Raw genomic sequence first — 17,473 nt, 5'->3', positions numbered from 1 at the left:
GATTGAGTTGGTATAAAAAATCATCCCAGGCTATCAAGGCCAGGGATGATTCTTGTTACTTACTAACACTTTTAATAACTTCAATCACTCGATTGCGTGATTGTTCACTTTTAAACTCTTTCATTGTATCAACCATGATCGGCGCATATTCTTTTAGTTGTAACAGTTCTTCTTTCAGTGTTCGTTCGGTAAGATTTTCTTCCTCAAGGACTCTTGCATAACGTTTTTCCTGAAATGAGTTCGCATTGATGATTTGGTCTCCCCGACTCGCATTTTTGGATAACGGAATTAACAGCATCGGAATACGTAATGCCAGGAATTCAAATATAGCATTCGAACCTGCACGTGATAACACATAGTCTGTCGCCGCAAAAATATCTTTTAATTCTTCGTTAATGTATTCAAACTGCACATATCCGGCTTCATCTATCGAATGATCGATTTTATCCTGTCCGCAAATATGTATAATTTGTAATGAGGATAAAAGCTCAGGTAAACTTCTCCTGACTGTTTCATTAATCTTTTGAGAGCCGCCACTCCCACCCATGATAAGCAGTACAGGCAATTTACCTGTTAAACCGGCAAAGCTCAGACCATCTTGTTTACTCCCTTTAAAAAGTTCTTCGCGAACAACCGCACCTACATATTCCGCTTTTTTCTCTGGAAGATATTGCATGGTTTCTGGAAATGTTGCAAGAACTTTCTTTGTAAATGGGATAGAAAGTTTATTTGCAAGCCCTGGTGTATAGTCAGATTCGTGAATAACAGATGGCACGCCGCGCAGTTTCGCAGCCGCAACAACTGGTACGGAGACGAATCCACCTTTTGAAAAAATGACGGCCGGCTTACGTTTTCCTATAATCCGATATGCCTGCATCGTACCTTTCATCACTTTAAATGGATCTTTCAAATTTTCCTTGGACATATAACGGCGCAATTTACCGGTGGCTATCGGGTGGTAAGTGACACCTTCAAGTTGACCGATTAGTTTTCTTTCGATTCCATCATAGGAACCTATATAATCAATTTCCCACCCTTGTTCCTGATAAAAAGGAATCAGAGCCAAATTGACAATAACATGGCCGGCTGTTCCGCCACCAGTGAAGAGAATACGTTTATTTTTCATTAAAAGGACTTCCTTTCTTTCACAAATCATCATAACCAAGTATAATAACTTTTATGTGTCTGTTCAAATAGGAGGATGGACTTTTGAACATCCTCTCTTATTTCTCATTAGGATACATTCTCTATCCTATTAGAAAATATCAGAAAAAGGAAGAGTTAAATGTACGAAACATCTACGCTCAAAGAAAAAATAAAGCTATTTATAATAATTTTATTCCCAATTCTGATTACACAAATCAGCCTGAATTTAATGACATTCTTTGATACAGTGATGTCCGGCCGTGCAGGAGCATCGGATTTAGCAGGTGTCGCAATCGGGTCCAGTCTCTGGATACCTGTATCGACTGGAATTAATGGGGTCGTCCTGGCAATTACTCCGATTATTGCTCAACTTCTTGGTGCTAAATTGAAAGGTGAAGTTCCCAAAATTGTTCAGCAGGGAATTTACTTGGCAATCGCCTTTTCCTTTCTTATTATTGCAGCAGGTGCCTCTGTTCTGAATCCGGTACTTTCGTTAATGGATTTGGAGCCAGAAGTAAGCAATATCGCAAAATACTATCTTATTTCTATAGGCGCAGGGATTATGCCATTATTTATTTTTAATACGATCCGTTGTTTTATGGACGGATTGGGACAGACTCGGGCTTCCATGATCATTATCTTAATATCCTTACCCCTTAATGTCTTTTTTAATTATATCTTTATATTCGGCAAACTTGGAATTCCAGCTCTTGGTGGGATTGGAGCTGGTATCGCTACAGCCCTGACGTATTGGGTCGTATGTATCATTTCTCTTATTGTAATGCTTCGAGTACACCCTTTCCGGAAATATAATATATTTGGCAATTGGTACCTTCCCTCACTCAGACTATGGGCAAATCAATTAAAAATTGGTGTTCCGATTGGGGCCGCGATTTTTTTTGAAACAAGTATCTTTTCTGCTGTAACCTTATTAATGAGTGCCTATGACACATATACGATCGCAGCACATCAGGCTGCTCTAAACTTTGCCGGACTTCTATACATGATCCCATTAAGTGTTGGGATGGCGTTAACGATAGTTATTGGATTTGAAGCTGGAGCTAACCGTTATAAAGAAGCACGGATCTACGGATATATTGGTATGAGTGGCGGTGTATTTATTGCCATATTCGCCGGAATTATTCTGTTCGTTTTTAAGGGTCCAGTTGCAGCCCTATACAATACGAATCCAGAAGTAATTGAGCTTACGAAGCAATTTATCTTCTTTGCTATCTTCTATCAATTGGCAGATGCATTTGGAGCGCCGATTCAAGGTGCACTTCGGGGTTATAAAGATGTAAACATGACATTAATTATCGCATTAGTTTCCTATTGGGTTATCGGGCTCCCAATAGGATGGATATTAGCAAATTACACATCCCTTGAACCATTCGGATATTGGGTCGGTATTATCGTCGGTCTTAGCTGTGGTGCAGTAGCATTGTTATGGAGGTTAATTCATATTCAAAAGAAATACGCCAAAATATAAGGAAAAAGCTCATCCGCATTACGTGCGGATGAGCTTTTTAACACGTTATTCTAATTTTTATAGGAACAAGCCTGCTATCGTTGCAGATAAGATGGAAGTAAGGATCGCACCACCCAATAATTTCATACCAAATCCAGAAACGATGCCAGCCTTCTCACTATCAATACCTTTCACTGTTCCTGCGATAATTCCGATCGAAGAGAAGTTGGCAAAGCTTGTTAAGAATACCGATACGATACCAATTGTTTTCTCAGACATTGTATCAAGCAACGGCTGGAATTCGAGCATAGCTACAAACTCATTGGTAACAATCTTGGTACCCATTATAGAACCGGCTTCAATGACTTCATTTGGTGCAATTCCCATTAAAACTCCAATCGGTGCAAGAATATATCCTAAGATCTGTTGAAGGGTTACACCAGCAAATACAGCTTGAATTATCCAGTTGACAAGCTCCAAAGATGCTATAAAGGCGATGAGCATGGCTGCTACAATTAAGGCAATTTTACCACCCTCAAGTGCACCATTCCCCATTGCTTCAAAAACACTTCTATCCTCTGTTACATTAGATACATCAACATAATCTTCTTCCTTCGGTACGGTCACAGGTGCAATAATGGAAGCAACCATTAATGCACTGAACATATTTAATGGAAGTGCTACCAGGATGTACTCTGCAGGGAGCATTTGGATATATGCACCAACAATCGCGGCAGACACTGAGCTCATGGCAGAAGCACTAACAATATACAAACGATTTGCGGTTAAATGGTGAAACTGGGATCGAATAGCGATTAAGGCTTCCGATTGACCAAAAAAGATACTATTTACTCCGTTAAATGATTCAATTTTAGGTAATCCGGTAATTTTCGAAATAAGCCCACCAAAGTACTTAATAATCGTCGGTAGTATTTTCAGATAGGTAAGTACGGATAGGATTGTCGCAAAAAAGATAATAAGCAGCAAAACATTGAAGAAGAATACGCCACCCTCATCAACTACAAATCCACCTAGTACGAACATAATACCCTCCGTACCAAATTCAATTAATTTATTAAATCCTGCAGATATGCCATTGATAATGATCTTACCTAGTTCTGTGGAAAACATGAACCAAGTAATCAGCAATTGAAATAAAAGCATGATTCCTATACCCTTATAATTAATATGTTTCTTATCATTGGACATTAAATAGGCTAATCCCAATGTAATAATGATTGCTAAAATACCGAGAAGAATATCCACGGTGATGCCTCCTTTAATTAAGGTATTAAATTAGTTTTTCCCTAATTCCAGTTTTATTAACAAGATAAATGACTTTTATTATCTTTCGGTTCCAATCTTTAAAGTAAAAAACGATACTATGTATGAACTGCTACTATAATTTAACCAACGTTTACTATAATATTCGACTGCGTGCTATTTTGCAATGGTAAAATAGAGGGTTTTTTAAATAGGTATAGGTAGTGATTAATAGATAAGCAGATTACAGAAAAGTACAGCATTTTTTATAATCAAAAGAATCCCATTGCTTCATACAGCAATGGGATTCTTTTCGTTATTTTATTTCATCCAGCTTCGGCTCCTAGAAGCTGCCGTCATAAGCAAGGGACAGTCGTCTCAGCTTTTGTTTATTAACCTTCCAACAATAAATCATATGGATCTTCCAGCATTTGCTTGATGCGTACAAGGAATTGTACTGCTTCTGCACCATCTACAATACGGTGATCATAAGAAAGTGCCAGGTACATCATTGGACGAACTTTGATAGAATCGTCCGGCATCACCATCGCACGTTTTACGATGTTATGCATTCCAAGAATACCAACTTGTGGAGCATTTAAAATTGGTGTGGACATCATCGAACCGAATGTACCACCATTTGTAATTGTAAACGATCCACCTTGTAAATCACTCAATGCTAGTTTGTTATCACGTGCTTTTGTTCCCATATCAACAATCGATTGTTCAATACCTGCAAAGTCTTTACGGTCTGCATCACGTACAATCGGTACGACTAATCCATCGTCCGTGGATACGGCAATACCAATATCATAGAATTTTTTAATAACGAGTTCGTTGCCTTGAATTTCCGCATTCAGTAATGGGAATTCTTTTAATGCTCCAACCACTGCTTTTGTGAAGAACGACATAAATCCAAGTTTCACACCATTTTTCTTTACAAATTTCTCTTTCCGTTCACTACGAAGTTGCATGACTGCAGTCATATCTACTTCATTGAATGTAGTCAGCATCGCTGTCTCTTGTTGGACATTAACCAGATTTTTTGCGATTGTTTGACGACGACGTGTCATTTTCACACGTTCGACCGGTTTTTCAAAATCCGTTTTCGCAGCTTTAGGTGCTTCCTGCTTTTTCGTATTGGACGGTTTTGATTCATTTCCAGCTTTCGCTGCAGCTTCCACATCTTCTGGGCGGACTCTTCCAAGTGGATCCCGTGCAGCAACTTTGCTTAAATCAATATTTAGTTCACGCGCACGTTTTCTCGCAGCTGGAGAAGCAATAACTTCACCTTTGCTTTCCTTTGCAGGCTCGTCTTTTTCCGAAGATTTAGGTGTTTCTGCTTTTTCCTCTTTTGCAGCAGGTGCCTCTTTTTCTTCTTTGGGAGCTTCCTCTGCAGGAGATGCATCTCCACCAGCTTCTCCATTTTCATCCACTTTTGCAATCGTGTCGCCTACTGCCACATCGTCGCCTTCAGAGCTTATAATTTCAGTGATAACACCGGAAATTTCAGCATTTACTTCCACATTTACTTTATCCGTTTCCAATTCCACGATTGGATCGCCCTTTTCTACTTTATCGCCTTTTTTCACGAGCCACTCGGCGATGGTACCTTCTGTGATGGATTCAGCTAGTTCTGGAATCTTAATTTCTTGCACTGGAATTTCCTCCTTCAGATATGTTTAATGCCTGATTTATAATTTTATTTTGTGCTGTTTTATGAACGCTCGGTATACCTCCAGCTGGTGCTGAACGATTCGGGCGACTAATCACACGTAAATTTTGGCCTTCTTGTAATAAATCTCTTAAATAATCATCCACGAAATTCCAGGCTCCCATATTTTTCGGTTCTTCTTGTACCCAGACAATTTCCTTCAAGTTAGGCAATTGCTCCAATTCTTCTTTTAGAGATTTCGCAGGAAATGGATAAATTTGCTCCAGTCTTAAAGCACGTAGCCACTCGAAATTCTGCTCTGAATTATCAATAACTTCCTCAATATCTACCATAACTTTACCACTTCCGATAAGTAGACGTGTTACATTTTCGGTACTAACTTCCAAATTTGGTTGATTCCGTAACGGTTGAAATTTCCCTTCAGAGAATTCCTCTGCAGATGAAGCCATGCGTTGATGGCGGATTAAACTACTTTTCGGTGTCATTAAAATTAATGGTCTGGCTTCTTCACGACCACGCATTGCTGCTTGTCTACGAAGCAAATGGAAAAGTTGTGCAGAAGACGTCACATTCGCTATAATCCAGTTGTTTTCTGCTGCCATTAGCAGGAATCTTTCTAGACGAGCACTAGAATGTTCTGGCCCCTGTCCTTCATAGCCGTGTGGCAGAAGCATAACCATATTTGATTTTTCTCCCCATTTTGCTCTTGATGAGGAAATAAACTGATCGAATATAACCTGTCCAGCGTTTGCAAAGTCACCGAATTGTGCTTCCCAGATTACCAATGTATTTGGTGACTGGACACTGTACCCATATTCAAATCCAAGCACACCCGTCTCAGATAACGGACTGTTTCTGATATCAAATGTTACATTGGCACCTGATATTCCATGCATCGGGCTATACTTTTCATTCGTTTCCGTATCATGCAATACAATATGTCGATGTGCAAATGTGCCTCTTTCAGAATCCTGTCCAGTCAAACGAATCGGAATACCGTCTCTTAGAATAGATGCATATGCCAATGCTTCTCCAGTACCCCAATCAGCTTTATTACCTTCTTCCAAAGCATCCGCACGACGTTTAAGAATCTTTTCAGTCTTTTTGAATCCGTTAAATCCTTCTGGACGGTTCAATAATTCCTTGTTTAAGGCTTTTAGTGTATCCAGATCTACTGCTGTTTTAAATTTATCTAATCCATTCAGCAGTACTTTAGGCATCAGTTTTGCTTCCGGCTGCCCAATTTCATTTGCAATCATATTGTTATAAATATCGCTTAATTTCGTATCAAAAGCTTCCTTGATCTTGTCAAATTCCCCTGCTTTAATAACTCCTTTACTTTCGAGTGCTTCAGCAAAGAGATTTGCTACAGATGGATGGTTATCAATCTCATGATATAGTTTTGGTTGAGTTGTTCTTGGTTCATCCATTTCATTATGACCATATCGACGGTACCCTACCAAATCTATGAGAAAGTCTTTGTTAAATTTCTTTCGATATTCGTATGCTATTTTAATAGCTGAAATACAAGATACTGGATCATCCGCATTCACACGGATGACCGGAATCTCAAAGCCTTTAGCTAGATCACTTGCATAGCGCGTTGAACGCCCATCTTCACGATCTGTTGTGTAACCTAACAAGTTATTTGCAATGATATGAAGTGTTCCACCAGTGTTATATCCTGGAAGTCCACTTAGATTCAACGTTTCGGCAACGACACCTTCACCGATAAAAGCCGCATCCCCATGAATCAATACAGGAATGGCTTTATTCGTATCACGTTTCGGATAACCTTTATCGGAGCGATTATCCTGTGCAGCACGTGCAAATCCTTCCACAACTGGATTTACAAACTCCAAATGGGATGGATTATGAGCTAATGTAATCCGTGTTTTAATTTCCTCCCCCGTATTAACTTCTTTTTTAGCTCCGAAATGATATTTCACATCCCCAGTCCAGCCATAATTAATTCCGATCGATCCCTCCGAAGGCATTAACTCTCTTTCTTTGGAATAATTAAATTCAGAAAATATCTTGTCATAAGGTTTCCCTAAAACATTGGCAAGCACCGATAAACGGCCACGGTGAGCCATCCCCATCATGACATGTTCAATTTTATCTTTAGCAGCATTATTAACGATGCCATCAATCATTGGTATCATGGATTCCAGACCTTCGATGGAAAATCTCTTTTGTCCAACAAACGTTTTTTGCAAAAATACTTCAAACCCTTCCACATCTACGAGGCGTTGCAGAACTGCTTTCCGCTGGTCAGGTGATAATTCCAAACGTGCCTTGCCATCTTCAATTAAATCAAAAAGCCATTTGCGTTCTTCATGGTTATTAACATGATCATACTCAAATGTAATCGTACCTGTATAATATTTCTTTAATCTATTAACTACTTCTAATCCGTTTTCCACATCACCAGGTGAGTTCTCCCACAACCAGGACGCCGGAATATTTTCTAAGTCTTGCTCACTTAAATCATAGGTTTCTAAATTTAATAATTCTGTTATATCTCCTTTATAGCCACCTACCGGATAAATATCTGCCTCGGTGTGACCATAACGTCGAATAGCCTCAACAAGTTTCATCGCTGAGGTAAGTTTTTTCACATCGTATTCTGATATTGATTGAGTCACTGTCTGGTCTGCGCTGTTTGATGACTGCAGCCATGCAGGAGCTCCGTAAGTATCGAAAATCTCTTTTATAGATGATTCAATAGCTTCTGGATCCTCTTTGTACAACTCATATTGTTGTTCTAAATACCCCATGTTTGGTCCATGAAACTGCCCCCAGAATCTTTCTACAGATTCTCCATTTTCTGCCACGTCTGATACCCCCATTAGAAGTTAACTTTTCCGTTATGTAAACGGTTCAATTTTATTATAGAATTCCTTATTTGTTTCTTCAACTAATATACCTTATTTTTCGCACTGTTACAACATTTGTACAAATAATTTCGTGAATCTAGAAAATTTCAGAAAAGACAATACAAATCACTCCTATTCACAAAATTTTTGTTGATAGTTCACATAATCTATTTTTTTGGTTATAATAGGGGTATACTTAACGAATATTGCTTTACTCTATAGAAATTGAGGAGGATGTTTTTATGAAATTAGCACTATTATTCGGCGTCATGATAACATTTATCGTTTCATGCTTTACTTCTGGCTATGAAGCAAAACCTGGTGTTCCAAAACAGGATCAATAATTAGCAAACCGTCATGCAGGAAATGCATGACGGTTTTTTTGTGCCAATAAAATAAGTTCATGTTAAATTTGGAAATCGTTGCTGTCTCAATGCTTCATAAATAATAATTGCTGCTGTATTAGACAGATTCAATGATCTGACTTTATCGTTCATATGAATGCGCAGACATTGTTCTTCTTTACCGATTAAAAGTTCTTTTGGAATTCCAGTTGTTTCCCGGCCAAACATAAAGAATATGTCTTCCTCCGGTTTATTAAAATTAAAATCGGAATAATGCTTCGTTCCAAAGTTTTCAATATAATAAAAGTCTCCATCCGGATATTTCTCATAAAGCTCCTCGATCGAATCGTACTCATGAACATCAACATCTTTCCAATAATCCAATCCAGCTCTACGTAGCATTTTGTCTTCCGTCGAAAAGCCCAGTGGACGTATTAGATGAAGTGTTGTATCTGTTGCTAGGCAAGTTCTGCCTATATTACCAGTATTTGCTGGTATCTCAGGTTGATATAATACGACATGTAAACTCAAAATTCATTCTCCTTACAAGTTAGGGTTCTTAGAAAACTTGGCATCCGCCAAGCCTTTCGGCGAATGCCTTAGTTGCACTTATGCAATTAAGAAAGTTTATACTTTCTTAATTGCATAAGAAGGGATAACTCACCTATTATACCATTAATCATCCCCTATTCGGAAAAATTTATAGTTTATATTTGGTGTATAAGCCGTGGAATCTTCATAGGACCAATAACGATGTCGACTATTGTCTGTATGGGCATTTACTAAAGGCATTCCCTCCGCGTCTTTAGCTACAACAATTGTATTATGATCCCATCTTCCGTCCCCTTGAAAATCATAACAAATGATATCACCTGGAATAAGTTGGTCAGCACGCTCCATTTCCTTCCCTTTTAATCCTTGCTTTGAACCGCTAAGATACCATCGAAGGGAATGAGCAACTGCCCAGCTAAAGCTCCACGTATTGGAACCATACCACCAACCCCGCTCCCTAACAGGCTCCCCCCACATTGGTACACCGCCAGCACGAAGGCATTGAGAGATATAATTGGTGCAATCCACATCGAATACACGATATGCAGGATTGTAACTGTTCCACCACGCTTCTGCATATTGAACCGCTGCCAATCGATTATACTTAAAACGATCACTGATTTGTTCACCTATTTCATAGGAATCAACCGGGTCCTGCCTGACTTCATCTTCCATTCTTTCGATTTCTTCATGATCCTTTATCATACCGTCTACCAAGCGAAAACGGTATGGTATCATCTGCTCTTCTATGTGAATTTTTTGTTTCTGTTTGATGACGTACGTTAAATGCATGAAATAGTGGTAGAAAATTTCGTTATCGTAAACAAGCTTTCGGAAAACCTTTCCTCTTCCCTCCACTCGAATAATTTCAGCATTTCTTTTTTCCCATATTTTCTCCTTTCTGCTCCACCAATTTTCTTCTTGTCTTTTCTCATGAAAAAAATCAATCCAAAGTTCTCTTATTTTTTCCATAAAAAATCCCCTCCAATTAAAGTATATGGAGGGGATGCTTGTTTAACGATTTATTTGCCGGAAGCACCTTAGATAAAATTTGTTTTATTGTACGGCCGATGGTTTCTGAAACGCAAGACCTTTCTCTATTTCAAATAAAACTTGTTCATCTGTCTCTTTTTTCATTGCATCTTTAATGGCTTGAAAAGCTTCTTCAGTACCAATTTTCCCCAATGACCATGCAGCTGTACCACGAATAACAGGCCTTGGATCATTATTCATTACTTCAATCATCTCTGTAATGGCTGTTTTGTCTTTATAATGCCCAAGAGCTATTAAAGCATTGCGCTGAAGTGGTTTTTTCCCACGCCAAGCTCCAGAAATAGAACCAAATTTCTCTTTGAATTCCCGATTTGATATTTGCAGCATTGGGATTAATTTTGGTTTCGCGATGTCATGTTCCGGTTCAAATTCCGGATGAATATGAAAGTCGATTCCTTTGTTTTTGGGGCAAACTTGCTGACATGTGTCACAACCATAAACACGATTGCCAATTTTTGTTCGAAACTCATCCGGTAAAAAGTCTTTCGTCTGTGTTAGAAAAGCGATACAACGCTGAGCATTTAACTGTCCACCATCACCGACTAATGCCCCCGTTGGACAGGCATCCATACATTTCCGGCAGTCTCCACAGCTGTCTTCAAGAGGTTCATCTGGTAGAAATGGGATGTTGGTAATCATTTCACCAAGATAAACAAAGGAGCCATACTCTGGGGTAATAATGGAAGTGTTTTTTCCACTAAACCCGATACCTGCCCTTTCGGCAACAGCACGGTCCGAAAGTTCCCCGGTGTCTACCATTACTTTATTAACTGCATCTGGAACTTGCTCTTGTATAAAGGCTGAAAGTTTTTCCAAACGTTCACGCAATACAACATGGTAATCAATCCCCCATGATGCACGGGCAAATAATCCCCGACGTTCTTCTTTTGTACTTTTCGGAGCATTTTTCATACGTGAGGGATATGCAATCGCAATCGATATAATCGACTGTGCTTCAGGTAATAGGCGTTGTGGTTCCGTTCGTTCTTCCAAAGAACCTTTTTCAAAACCTGACTGGTAGCTTAATTCCTGTTGTCTCTTCAACCGTTCTTTTAGTTCCCCGAATATATCTGCTGAAGCAAAGCCAATTTTATCTATTCCAATTTTCTTGGCATATTGAATAATCTCCTGTTTCAATTGTTCCGTTTGCATCATGATCCCTCCCTTCCATTTTAATTCACTTTAGCTGTCCGCATCCGGTTGAGTACTGCAGCAATTTCATGTCTGCGAGGACGCGCCAAATCTCCTGGATGCTTTTCTTTAAAAGTTGTTAAAGAGGATAGCCCTGCTTGATCCATCTGTTTCTCAATCGCATTTAGAACATCTCGCAATGATTTATTTTGCAATCCATTTGTTCGATGCAAATGGTTAATCATCTCAGCTATCATACGTGTCTGTGAGATATCAACCAGTTGTTCTGTATAGTTAAAAGAGATATCTGTTCTCCCCAAAATGATTTGATGTAATCCTTTTGCCTGGATTTTCGTTCGGTTTCCCTTATCCAACTGTAGTGATTGTTGCTGGAAGGTACGATTTATAATCTGACCGAAATCCGCCTTACTTGCAGGTTCACGTTCGATTGGAAATTCCTGCATAATTGTTTTTGCCTTATCCGTTACATCATGTGGGATATATTCATCCATCATAATCACTGTATCTGCTGCTGAAAAATAATCACCAGATCCTCCCATAACAAGTATGGTAGAGACATCCAACTGATTTGAAAGTTGTCTTATTCGATCGATAAAAGGAGTAATTGGCTCTTTATCCTGTTTTACAAGCTGCTGCATCCGATGATCACGAATCATGAAGTTGGTTGCACTAGTATCTTCATCGATTAGTAAAGTCGTGGCACCAGTCTCCAATGCCTCCATTACATTTGCTGCCTGTGATGTACTGCCACTGGCATTTTCGGTTGAAAAAGAATGGGTCGTTTGCAGATGTGGTACGTTATTAATAAACGGTGATATATTGACAGATGATATTTGTCTGCCATCTTCCGCACGAACCTTTACAGCATCCGGGTCCGTAATAACAAATTCACGCCCGTCTCCCTTTGTATGAAAGTATACCCCACGTTCCACGGCTTTTAAAATGGTACTTTTCCCGTGATATCCTCCACCAACGATCAACGTAATGCCTTTTTTTATCGCCATCCCTGTTAAGGCTTCTTCTTGATGTGGGATGGCGATGGTGACTTCCGTTTCTTTAGGGCTCTGAAAAGGAACAGCTTTCCGAAGCGGTCGATTACTGATACCACTCTCCCTTGGAAGGATGGAACCATTAGCAAGAAAAGCAATCCAATTATTTTTAGTCATTTCATTATGGATTGCCTCCTGTTGGTCGGCCAGTATGATGGCATGATTTATAGCTTCATCCCTAATTTTAAATATCGATTTTTTTATGATAGAAGGAATTATTTCAGCAAAAAGTTTTTCAGCTTCTCTGCCATTGATCCGGCGACCATTTGCAGGTAAACCAACAGAAATACAAACGGTAATTGCTTTATGATTTAGTTGTAATGCCGTCCGTTCAATGACTTCCTGTCCCGGCATATCGAAAAGAATCATTCCACTTTTCCCCGATCCTTTTACGGCAAAACGCTCACCTGCAACAGCATTACCAACTGCTCTTGCAAAAGCATCTTCTACTGCAACTTTGCGTTTCGGTGACCCGAGCCACGCAGGTTGAATTGCGCGCTTTTCATTTGAAATGACGATTCGAATTTTAGAAGGTGTCGCAAAAGGATCGCCTTGCACATAATCTATATATAACTCAAAGTCATTAAACCTAAAGTGACCTTGTATACTTTTATAAGCTTTATAGCCTTTATTATCCAATTGTGTTAATTCACGAAAAAGGTTATTCATTTATATCCCTCATATTTTGATTGTATTTTCTATAGGATACTATGTTGGAGAAGAAGTATTCAAGTGGCAGATATGCGGAGGCCTATGTGCGTTAGGATAAAAATCAAAAACGCAACGCTTCGTAATTTATCTTACGAAACACTGCGTTATCACATATGTATGGAGCGGGTGAAGGGAATCGAACCCTCATCATCAGCTTGGAAGGCTGAGGTTTTACCACTAAACTACACCCGCATAAATTAAATTGTGCTGTGCAATACGTTTTTGATTGCAGAATCTATTATAGCAAGTACGTAGGAACAAATCAACAGGAAATTCAACATTTTTTTACAAAAAATTTAAACTACTGTTACAAGTGCTGATACTATCGTGTTTTATGTAAATAAAATTAATTTCAGAACTATTAAATATTTACATTACTGTAATGAGGCTATAAACTAGATATATATTTTTAGAGAGGGGATGGATCGATGTCTGTTTATCCAATAATTATGACACAATCCAAATTCACACACAAAGATAATTTAAAATATCCATTTGAAGAACGTGGTCTTCAGTTTGGTGATGGAATATATGAAGTAATACGTATTTACCATGGAACATATTATTTATTAGAAGCGCATGTTGATCGCTTATTCCGATCTGCGGAAGCCATAAAAATACAACTTCCATTTAATAAAGAAGAGGTAACCAGTCAATTGCTTGAACTGCTTGAGAAGAATGAAATGAAAACGGATGGTAAATTATACGTGCAAGTAACTCGTGGGTCTGCTCCCCGTGATCATGTATTCCCTGCAGAAATCATGCCTAATATTTACGCATATGTACAGGATCAACCTCGTAACTTGGAAGGCATGGAAAACGGTGTAAAGACAATTACCCATAGAGATCACCGCTGGGATTATTGCTACATTAAAAGCTTAAACCTCTTGCCAAACGTCCTTGCCAAACAAACCGCAAAGGAAAATGGTTGTTACGAAGCAATCCTTCATAAAGATGGTACGGTTACCGAATGCAGTTCATCAAATGCGTATATGGTGAAAGATGGTAAAATTTATACACATCCGGCAACAAATAATATTTTACACGGTTGTGTACGAATGGCTATTGAAAGATTTACCAAAGAGATGAACATTCCATTCATTGAGGAAGCATTTTCAATTGAAGATATCAGTCTCGCTGACGAAATGTTCCTTTCCAGTAGCACATCGGAAATTACACCAATCGTTAAAGTGGATCATATTCAAATTGCTAACGGAAAACCTGGTCAAATTACGCTTCAATTACAAACTGCCTATGAGTTGGATGCGAATATCCATGAAACCAAAACAAAACACACGGTTTAATAAATTAAGGAAATGCCCCACATATATACAATGTGGTGGCATTTTTCACACTGGAGGTTTCTATGAAAAAGGTAGCTATTATTGGTTGCAGCGGATCAGGAAAATCCACTTTGGCACGAACATTGGGTGCCATGCTTCATCTTCCGGTCTATCATTTGGATGCCCTTTTCTGGCAGCCGGGATGGGTACCCACCAATAAGGAGCATTTCGTAACGAACAGCAAAAGATCCTGCAAAATGATGCATGGATTATCGATGGAAATTATGGTGGTACGATGGATGAGAGATTATCACAAGCGGATATCATTATCTTTCTCCATTTTAAAACGATTCGCTGTCTGTATGGCATCACCAAACGACGCTTACAATACCATAACAAAACCCGACCTGATATGGGAAATGACTGCCCAGAAAAGCTTGATTGGGAATTTTTTAATTGGGTTAGAAACTTCAACAGAACAAAAGTGCCTGCAATAAATAAACGCTTATCCCTTCTGGAAAATAAAACGATACTCGTATTCAAATCTCCTAAACAACTAAGAAACTATCTCATAGAATTGGAGAGTAGTCGCCCTAACTTCCCAATGGATTCGTAACACGAAATAGAATAGACAAAGATAGAGTTTCGACAATTCAATATGGAGGTAATTCAATGCGTCATTCCAAAAGAGCTATCACTTCTGAAGATTTGAAGAACATAGAAGTATTTAGTGACCCTCAATACGTACCAAATGGAAATGCATATACATACGTCTCTACGATTATAAATGAAAAGGATGAATACCAGTCCAACTTATTCTTTCAAAAAATGGACGATGAAAAAGCGAAGCAATGGACTTTCGGAAGTGACAAAAACAGTAACCTCCGCTTTTCTCCACACGGGGAAAAAGCTGTTTTCCAATCAACAAGAAGCGGGCTCCCTCAGCTTTGGCTGATTGAAACAGATGGCGGTGAAGCAAGACCATTAACTACGTTTAAAAATGGAGCATATAACCCGACATGGTCAAAAGATGGAAAATATCTCGTATTCAGTGCTTCTCTGGATGATTCAGAAGATATAACAAGTCAAAAAGAACAATCTAAAGAAGAGCGACAAAAAGAAAATGAAGAAATAAACAAACAACCACTTGTTGTTAACACGCTAAAATACAAATCGGATTCAAAAGGGTTTCACGATAACAAAAAAGTACAAATCGTATTATATAGTTTCGAACAAGGCACATTCACACAATTGACCAGTGATGAAGCAGATCATGGTTTTCAGGATATTTCACCAGATGGAAATCAAATTCTCTTTAGCGCGAATTTAAGTGAAAACGCTGATTCTGAACTAATTAGCGATCTCTATACAATGAATCTCAAAACCAAAGAAGTATCAAAACTGACGAAGGGAACAGGTACGAACCATCGTGCAAGCTTTTCCCCAAGTGGCGATAAGGTTATTTGCTTCGGTCATGACTATGAATATAGTGGTGCGACATTAAGCGAATTATATCTGATTGACAAGGCGACGGCGGAACGAACTTCGCTGAGTACGGATTGGGATATGCAGCTTGGCGATGTGATGGTAGGAGATACAAGATTAGGGGATTCAACAACTGGGCCAGTATGGGCACAGGATGAGAACAGCATTTTCTTTATTGCTACAGATTACGGTGCAACAGGGCTTTATCAAGTTACAATCGATGGCGATTTGAAAGTACGATACAAAGATGATAATCATATTTTTGGTTTCACTTATCATGACGCATCCGATTCGTTTATTCTCGGGATCAGCACGCCTACAAATCCATGTAATTTTTATAAATTGGATGCAAATAGGAAATTATCACGTTTAACAAATGCCAACGCAACGTTTCTTGAGGAAGTAGCAATCACAGAACCGGAGACATTAACAATTACAGTTGAAGACGGGATGGAAATACAAGGTTGGCTGCTGCGCCCTTATGGTTTTGAGGAGAATAAAAAATACCCATTTGTACTTGAAATTCACGGTGGTCCTCATGCGATGTATGGGCAAACATTTTTCCACGAAATGCAATTACTATCCGTAAAAGGGTATGTCGTACTTTACACGAACCCACGCGGCAGTCATGGCTATGGTCAAACATTCGTGGATGCCGTACGTTCCAACTACGGTAAAGGCGACTATACCGACTTGATGAGTGCTGTTGATTATGCACTTAAAAATTACCGTTTTATAGATGAATCAAGACTTGGCGTAACTGGTGGAAGCTACGGTGGCTTTATGACGAACTGGATTGTCGGTCAAACGAATCGTTTCAAAGCTGCAGTAACACAGCGCTCTATTTCAAACTGGTTGAGCTTTTACGGTGTGAGTGATATCGGTTTCTTTTTCACGAAATGGGAGCATGGGTTAAATTTATTGGATGATCCCGCCAAACTATGGGATATTTCACCATTGAAGTATGCCGAAAATGTGGAAACACCGTTATTAATATTACATGGCGAACGAGATTTCCGTTGTCCAATAGAGCAAGGCGAACAGCTCTTTATTACATTAAAGCACCTTCACAAGGAAGTAGAATTTGTACGCTTCCCTGGAGCAACTCATGAATTAAGCAGGAGCGGAAAACCGGAAATGAGAATTGCTAGACTTGATCACATCTGCCGCTGGTTTGATAACTATTTATAAACAATATGGATACGTACAGCTGCTACTACCTATAGGGTAAGCAGCTGTTTTGTTTATCGGCGGATTGTTGTGTTTTATCGGCTGATTTTTGATTTTATCGGCGAAAATGAGTAGTTTATCGGCATTTTTTTAATTTTAACGGCTCATTTAGCTCATTTATCGGCGAATCGCCTCTCTCTTCTTTTCCAAAAAGAAAACAGCAGGCGTATGCCTACTGTTTTC

The 17,473-nt window shown here is 39.0% G+C and carries 12 protein-coding genes and 1 tRNA gene; 4 read left to right on the top strand and 9 right to left on the bottom strand.

Features of this window, described 5'->3' with window-relative positions; all coding sequences use genetic code 11:
- Positions 1 to 55: 55 nt before the first annotated feature.
- Positions 56 to 1,126 (bottom strand): undecaprenyldiphospho-muramoylpentapeptide beta-N-acetylglucosaminyltransferase, encoded by a 1,071-nt coding sequence (locus tag ACHABU_RS13115; RefSeq protein WP_435765351.1) that lies wholly within the window; start codon positions 1,124 to 1,126, stop codon positions 56 to 58.
- A 159-nt stretch (positions 1,127 to 1,285) separates the two neighbouring features.
- Here ACHABU_RS13115 and ACHABU_RS13110 point away from each other — a divergent pair, with 159 nt between their 5' ends.
- On the top strand, positions 1,286 to 2,635 hold the full coding sequence (locus tag ACHABU_RS13110) for an MATE family efflux transporter (protein ID WP_435765350.1): 1,350 nt from the start codon (positions 1,286 to 1,288) through the stop codon (positions 2,633 to 2,635).
- A gap of 57 nt (positions 2,636 to 2,692) precedes the next feature.
- Here ACHABU_RS13110 and ACHABU_RS13105 read toward each other — a convergent pair whose 3' ends face one another.
- The 8 genes from ACHABU_RS13105 to ACHABU_RS13070 form a co-directional block, all read right to left on the bottom strand.
- Positions 2,693 to 3,880, bottom strand: a complete 1,188-nt coding sequence (locus tag ACHABU_RS13105) for a NupC/NupG family nucleoside CNT transporter (protein ID WP_435765349.1) — start codon at positions 3,878 to 3,880, stop codon at positions 2,693 to 2,695.
- 389 nt (positions 3,881 to 4,269) lie between these two features.
- A complete protein-coding gene (odhB, locus tag ACHABU_RS13100) occupies positions 4,270 to 5,535 on the bottom strand; it encodes a 2-oxoglutarate dehydrogenase complex dihydrolipoyllysine-residue succinyltransferase (RefSeq protein WP_435765348.1) in 1,266 nt (421 codons plus the stop codon).
- A complete protein-coding gene (locus ACHABU_RS13095) occupies positions 5,522 to 8,389 on the bottom strand; it encodes a 2-oxoglutarate dehydrogenase E1 component (RefSeq protein WP_435765347.1) in 2,868 nt (955 codons plus the stop codon). Before ACHABU_RS13095 ends, odhB begins: the two co-directional genes overlap by 14 nt.
- A 443-nt stretch (positions 8,390 to 8,832) precedes the next feature.
- Complete coding sequence (gene trmL, locus ACHABU_RS13090; protein WP_435765346.1) at positions 8,833 to 9,306, bottom strand: tRNA (uridine(34)/cytosine(34)/5-carboxymethylaminomethyluridine(34)-2'-O)-methyltransferase TrmL; 474 nt, start codon at positions 9,304 to 9,306, stop codon at positions 8,833 to 8,835.
- Positions 9,307 to 9,450: 144 nt separating this feature from the next.
- Positions 9,451 to 10,299 carry an amidase domain-containing protein gene (locus tag ACHABU_RS13085; protein WP_435765345.1) on the bottom strand — a complete coding sequence of 283 codons (849 nt, stop codon included), beginning with the start codon at positions 10,297 to 10,299 and terminating at the stop codon, positions 9,451 to 9,453.
- 84 nt (positions 10,300 to 10,383) lie between these two features.
- Positions 10,384 to 11,532, bottom strand: coding sequence for a tRNA epoxyqueuosine(34) reductase QueG (gene queG, locus ACHABU_RS13080; protein WP_435765344.1), 1,149 nt, complete (start codon positions 11,530 to 11,532; stop codon positions 10,384 to 10,386).
- A 20-nt stretch (positions 11,533 to 11,552) separates the two neighbouring features.
- Positions 11,553 to 13,250: an ABC-ATPase domain-containing protein gene (locus tag ACHABU_RS13075; protein ID WP_435765343.1), complete on the bottom strand. Its 1,698-nt coding sequence runs from the start codon at positions 13,248 to 13,250 to the stop codon at positions 11,553 to 11,555.
- 160 nt (positions 13,251 to 13,410) lie between these two features.
- A tRNA-Gly gene (locus tag ACHABU_RS13070) sits at positions 13,411 to 13,484 on the bottom strand.
- Between the two features lie 236 nt (positions 13,485 to 13,720).
- Between ACHABU_RS13070 and dat the strand changes: the two genes are divergently transcribed.
- From dat to ACHABU_RS13055, 3 genes are all read left to right on the top strand, one after another.
- The gene (gene dat / locus ACHABU_RS13065; protein WP_435765342.1) at positions 13,721 to 14,596 is read left to right on the top strand and encodes a D-amino-acid transaminase; all 876 of its coding nucleotides are present in this window, start codon (positions 13,721 to 13,723) and stop codon (positions 14,594 to 14,596) included.
- A 62-nt stretch (positions 14,597 to 14,658) separates the two neighbouring features.
- The gene (locus ACHABU_RS13060; protein ID WP_435765341.1) at positions 14,659 to 15,072 is read left to right on the top strand and encodes a hypothetical protein; all 414 of its coding nucleotides are present in this window, start codon (positions 14,659 to 14,661) and stop codon (positions 15,070 to 15,072) included.
- A gap of 175 nt (positions 15,073 to 15,247) precedes the next feature.
- On the top strand, positions 15,248 to 17,251 hold the full coding sequence (locus ACHABU_RS13055; RefSeq protein ID WP_435765340.1) for a S9 family peptidase: 2,004 nt from the start codon (positions 15,248 to 15,250) through the stop codon (positions 17,249 to 17,251).
- Positions 17,252 to 17,473 lie beyond the last annotated feature (222 nt).

The organism is Oceanobacillus sp. CF4.6 (assembly GCF_051262635.1).
Taxonomy (GTDB): Bacteria; Bacillota; Bacilli; order Bacillales; family Amphibacillaceae; genus Oceanobacillus.
This window is presented reverse-complemented; position numbering and strand designations above follow the sequence as displayed.

Excerpts from the sequence above, each read along its gene's own strand:
- ACHABU_RS13055 (WP_435765340.1), top strand. The coding sequence starts at position 15,248 with ATGCGTCATTCCAAAAGAGCTATCACTTCTGAAGATTTGAAGAACATA.
- ACHABU_RS13060 (WP_435765341.1), top strand. The coding sequence starts at position 14,659 with ATGAAAAAGGTAGCTATTATTGGTTGCAGCGGATCAGGAAAATCCACT.
- ACHABU_RS13115 (WP_435765351.1), bottom strand. The coding sequence starts at position 1,126 with ATGAAAAATAAACGTATTCTCTTCACTGGTGGCGGAACAGCCGGCCAT.
- ACHABU_RS13110 (WP_435765350.1), top strand. The coding sequence starts at position 1,286 with ATGTACGAAACATCTACGCTCAAAGAAAAAATAAAGCTATTTATAATA.
- dat (WP_435765342.1), top strand. The coding sequence starts at position 13,721 with ATGTCTGTTTATCCAATAATTATGACACAATCCAAATTCACACACAAA.
- ACHABU_RS13085 (WP_435765345.1), bottom strand. The coding sequence starts at position 10,299 with ATGGAAAAAATAAGAGAACTTTGGATTGATTTTTTTCATGAGAAAAGA.
- queG (WP_435765344.1), bottom strand. The coding sequence starts at position 11,532 with ATGCAAACGGAACAATTGAAACAGGAGATTATTCAATATGCCAAGAAA.
- ACHABU_RS13075 (WP_435765343.1), bottom strand. The coding sequence starts at position 13,250 with ATGAATAACCTTTTTCGTGAATTAACACAATTGGATAATAAAGGCTAT.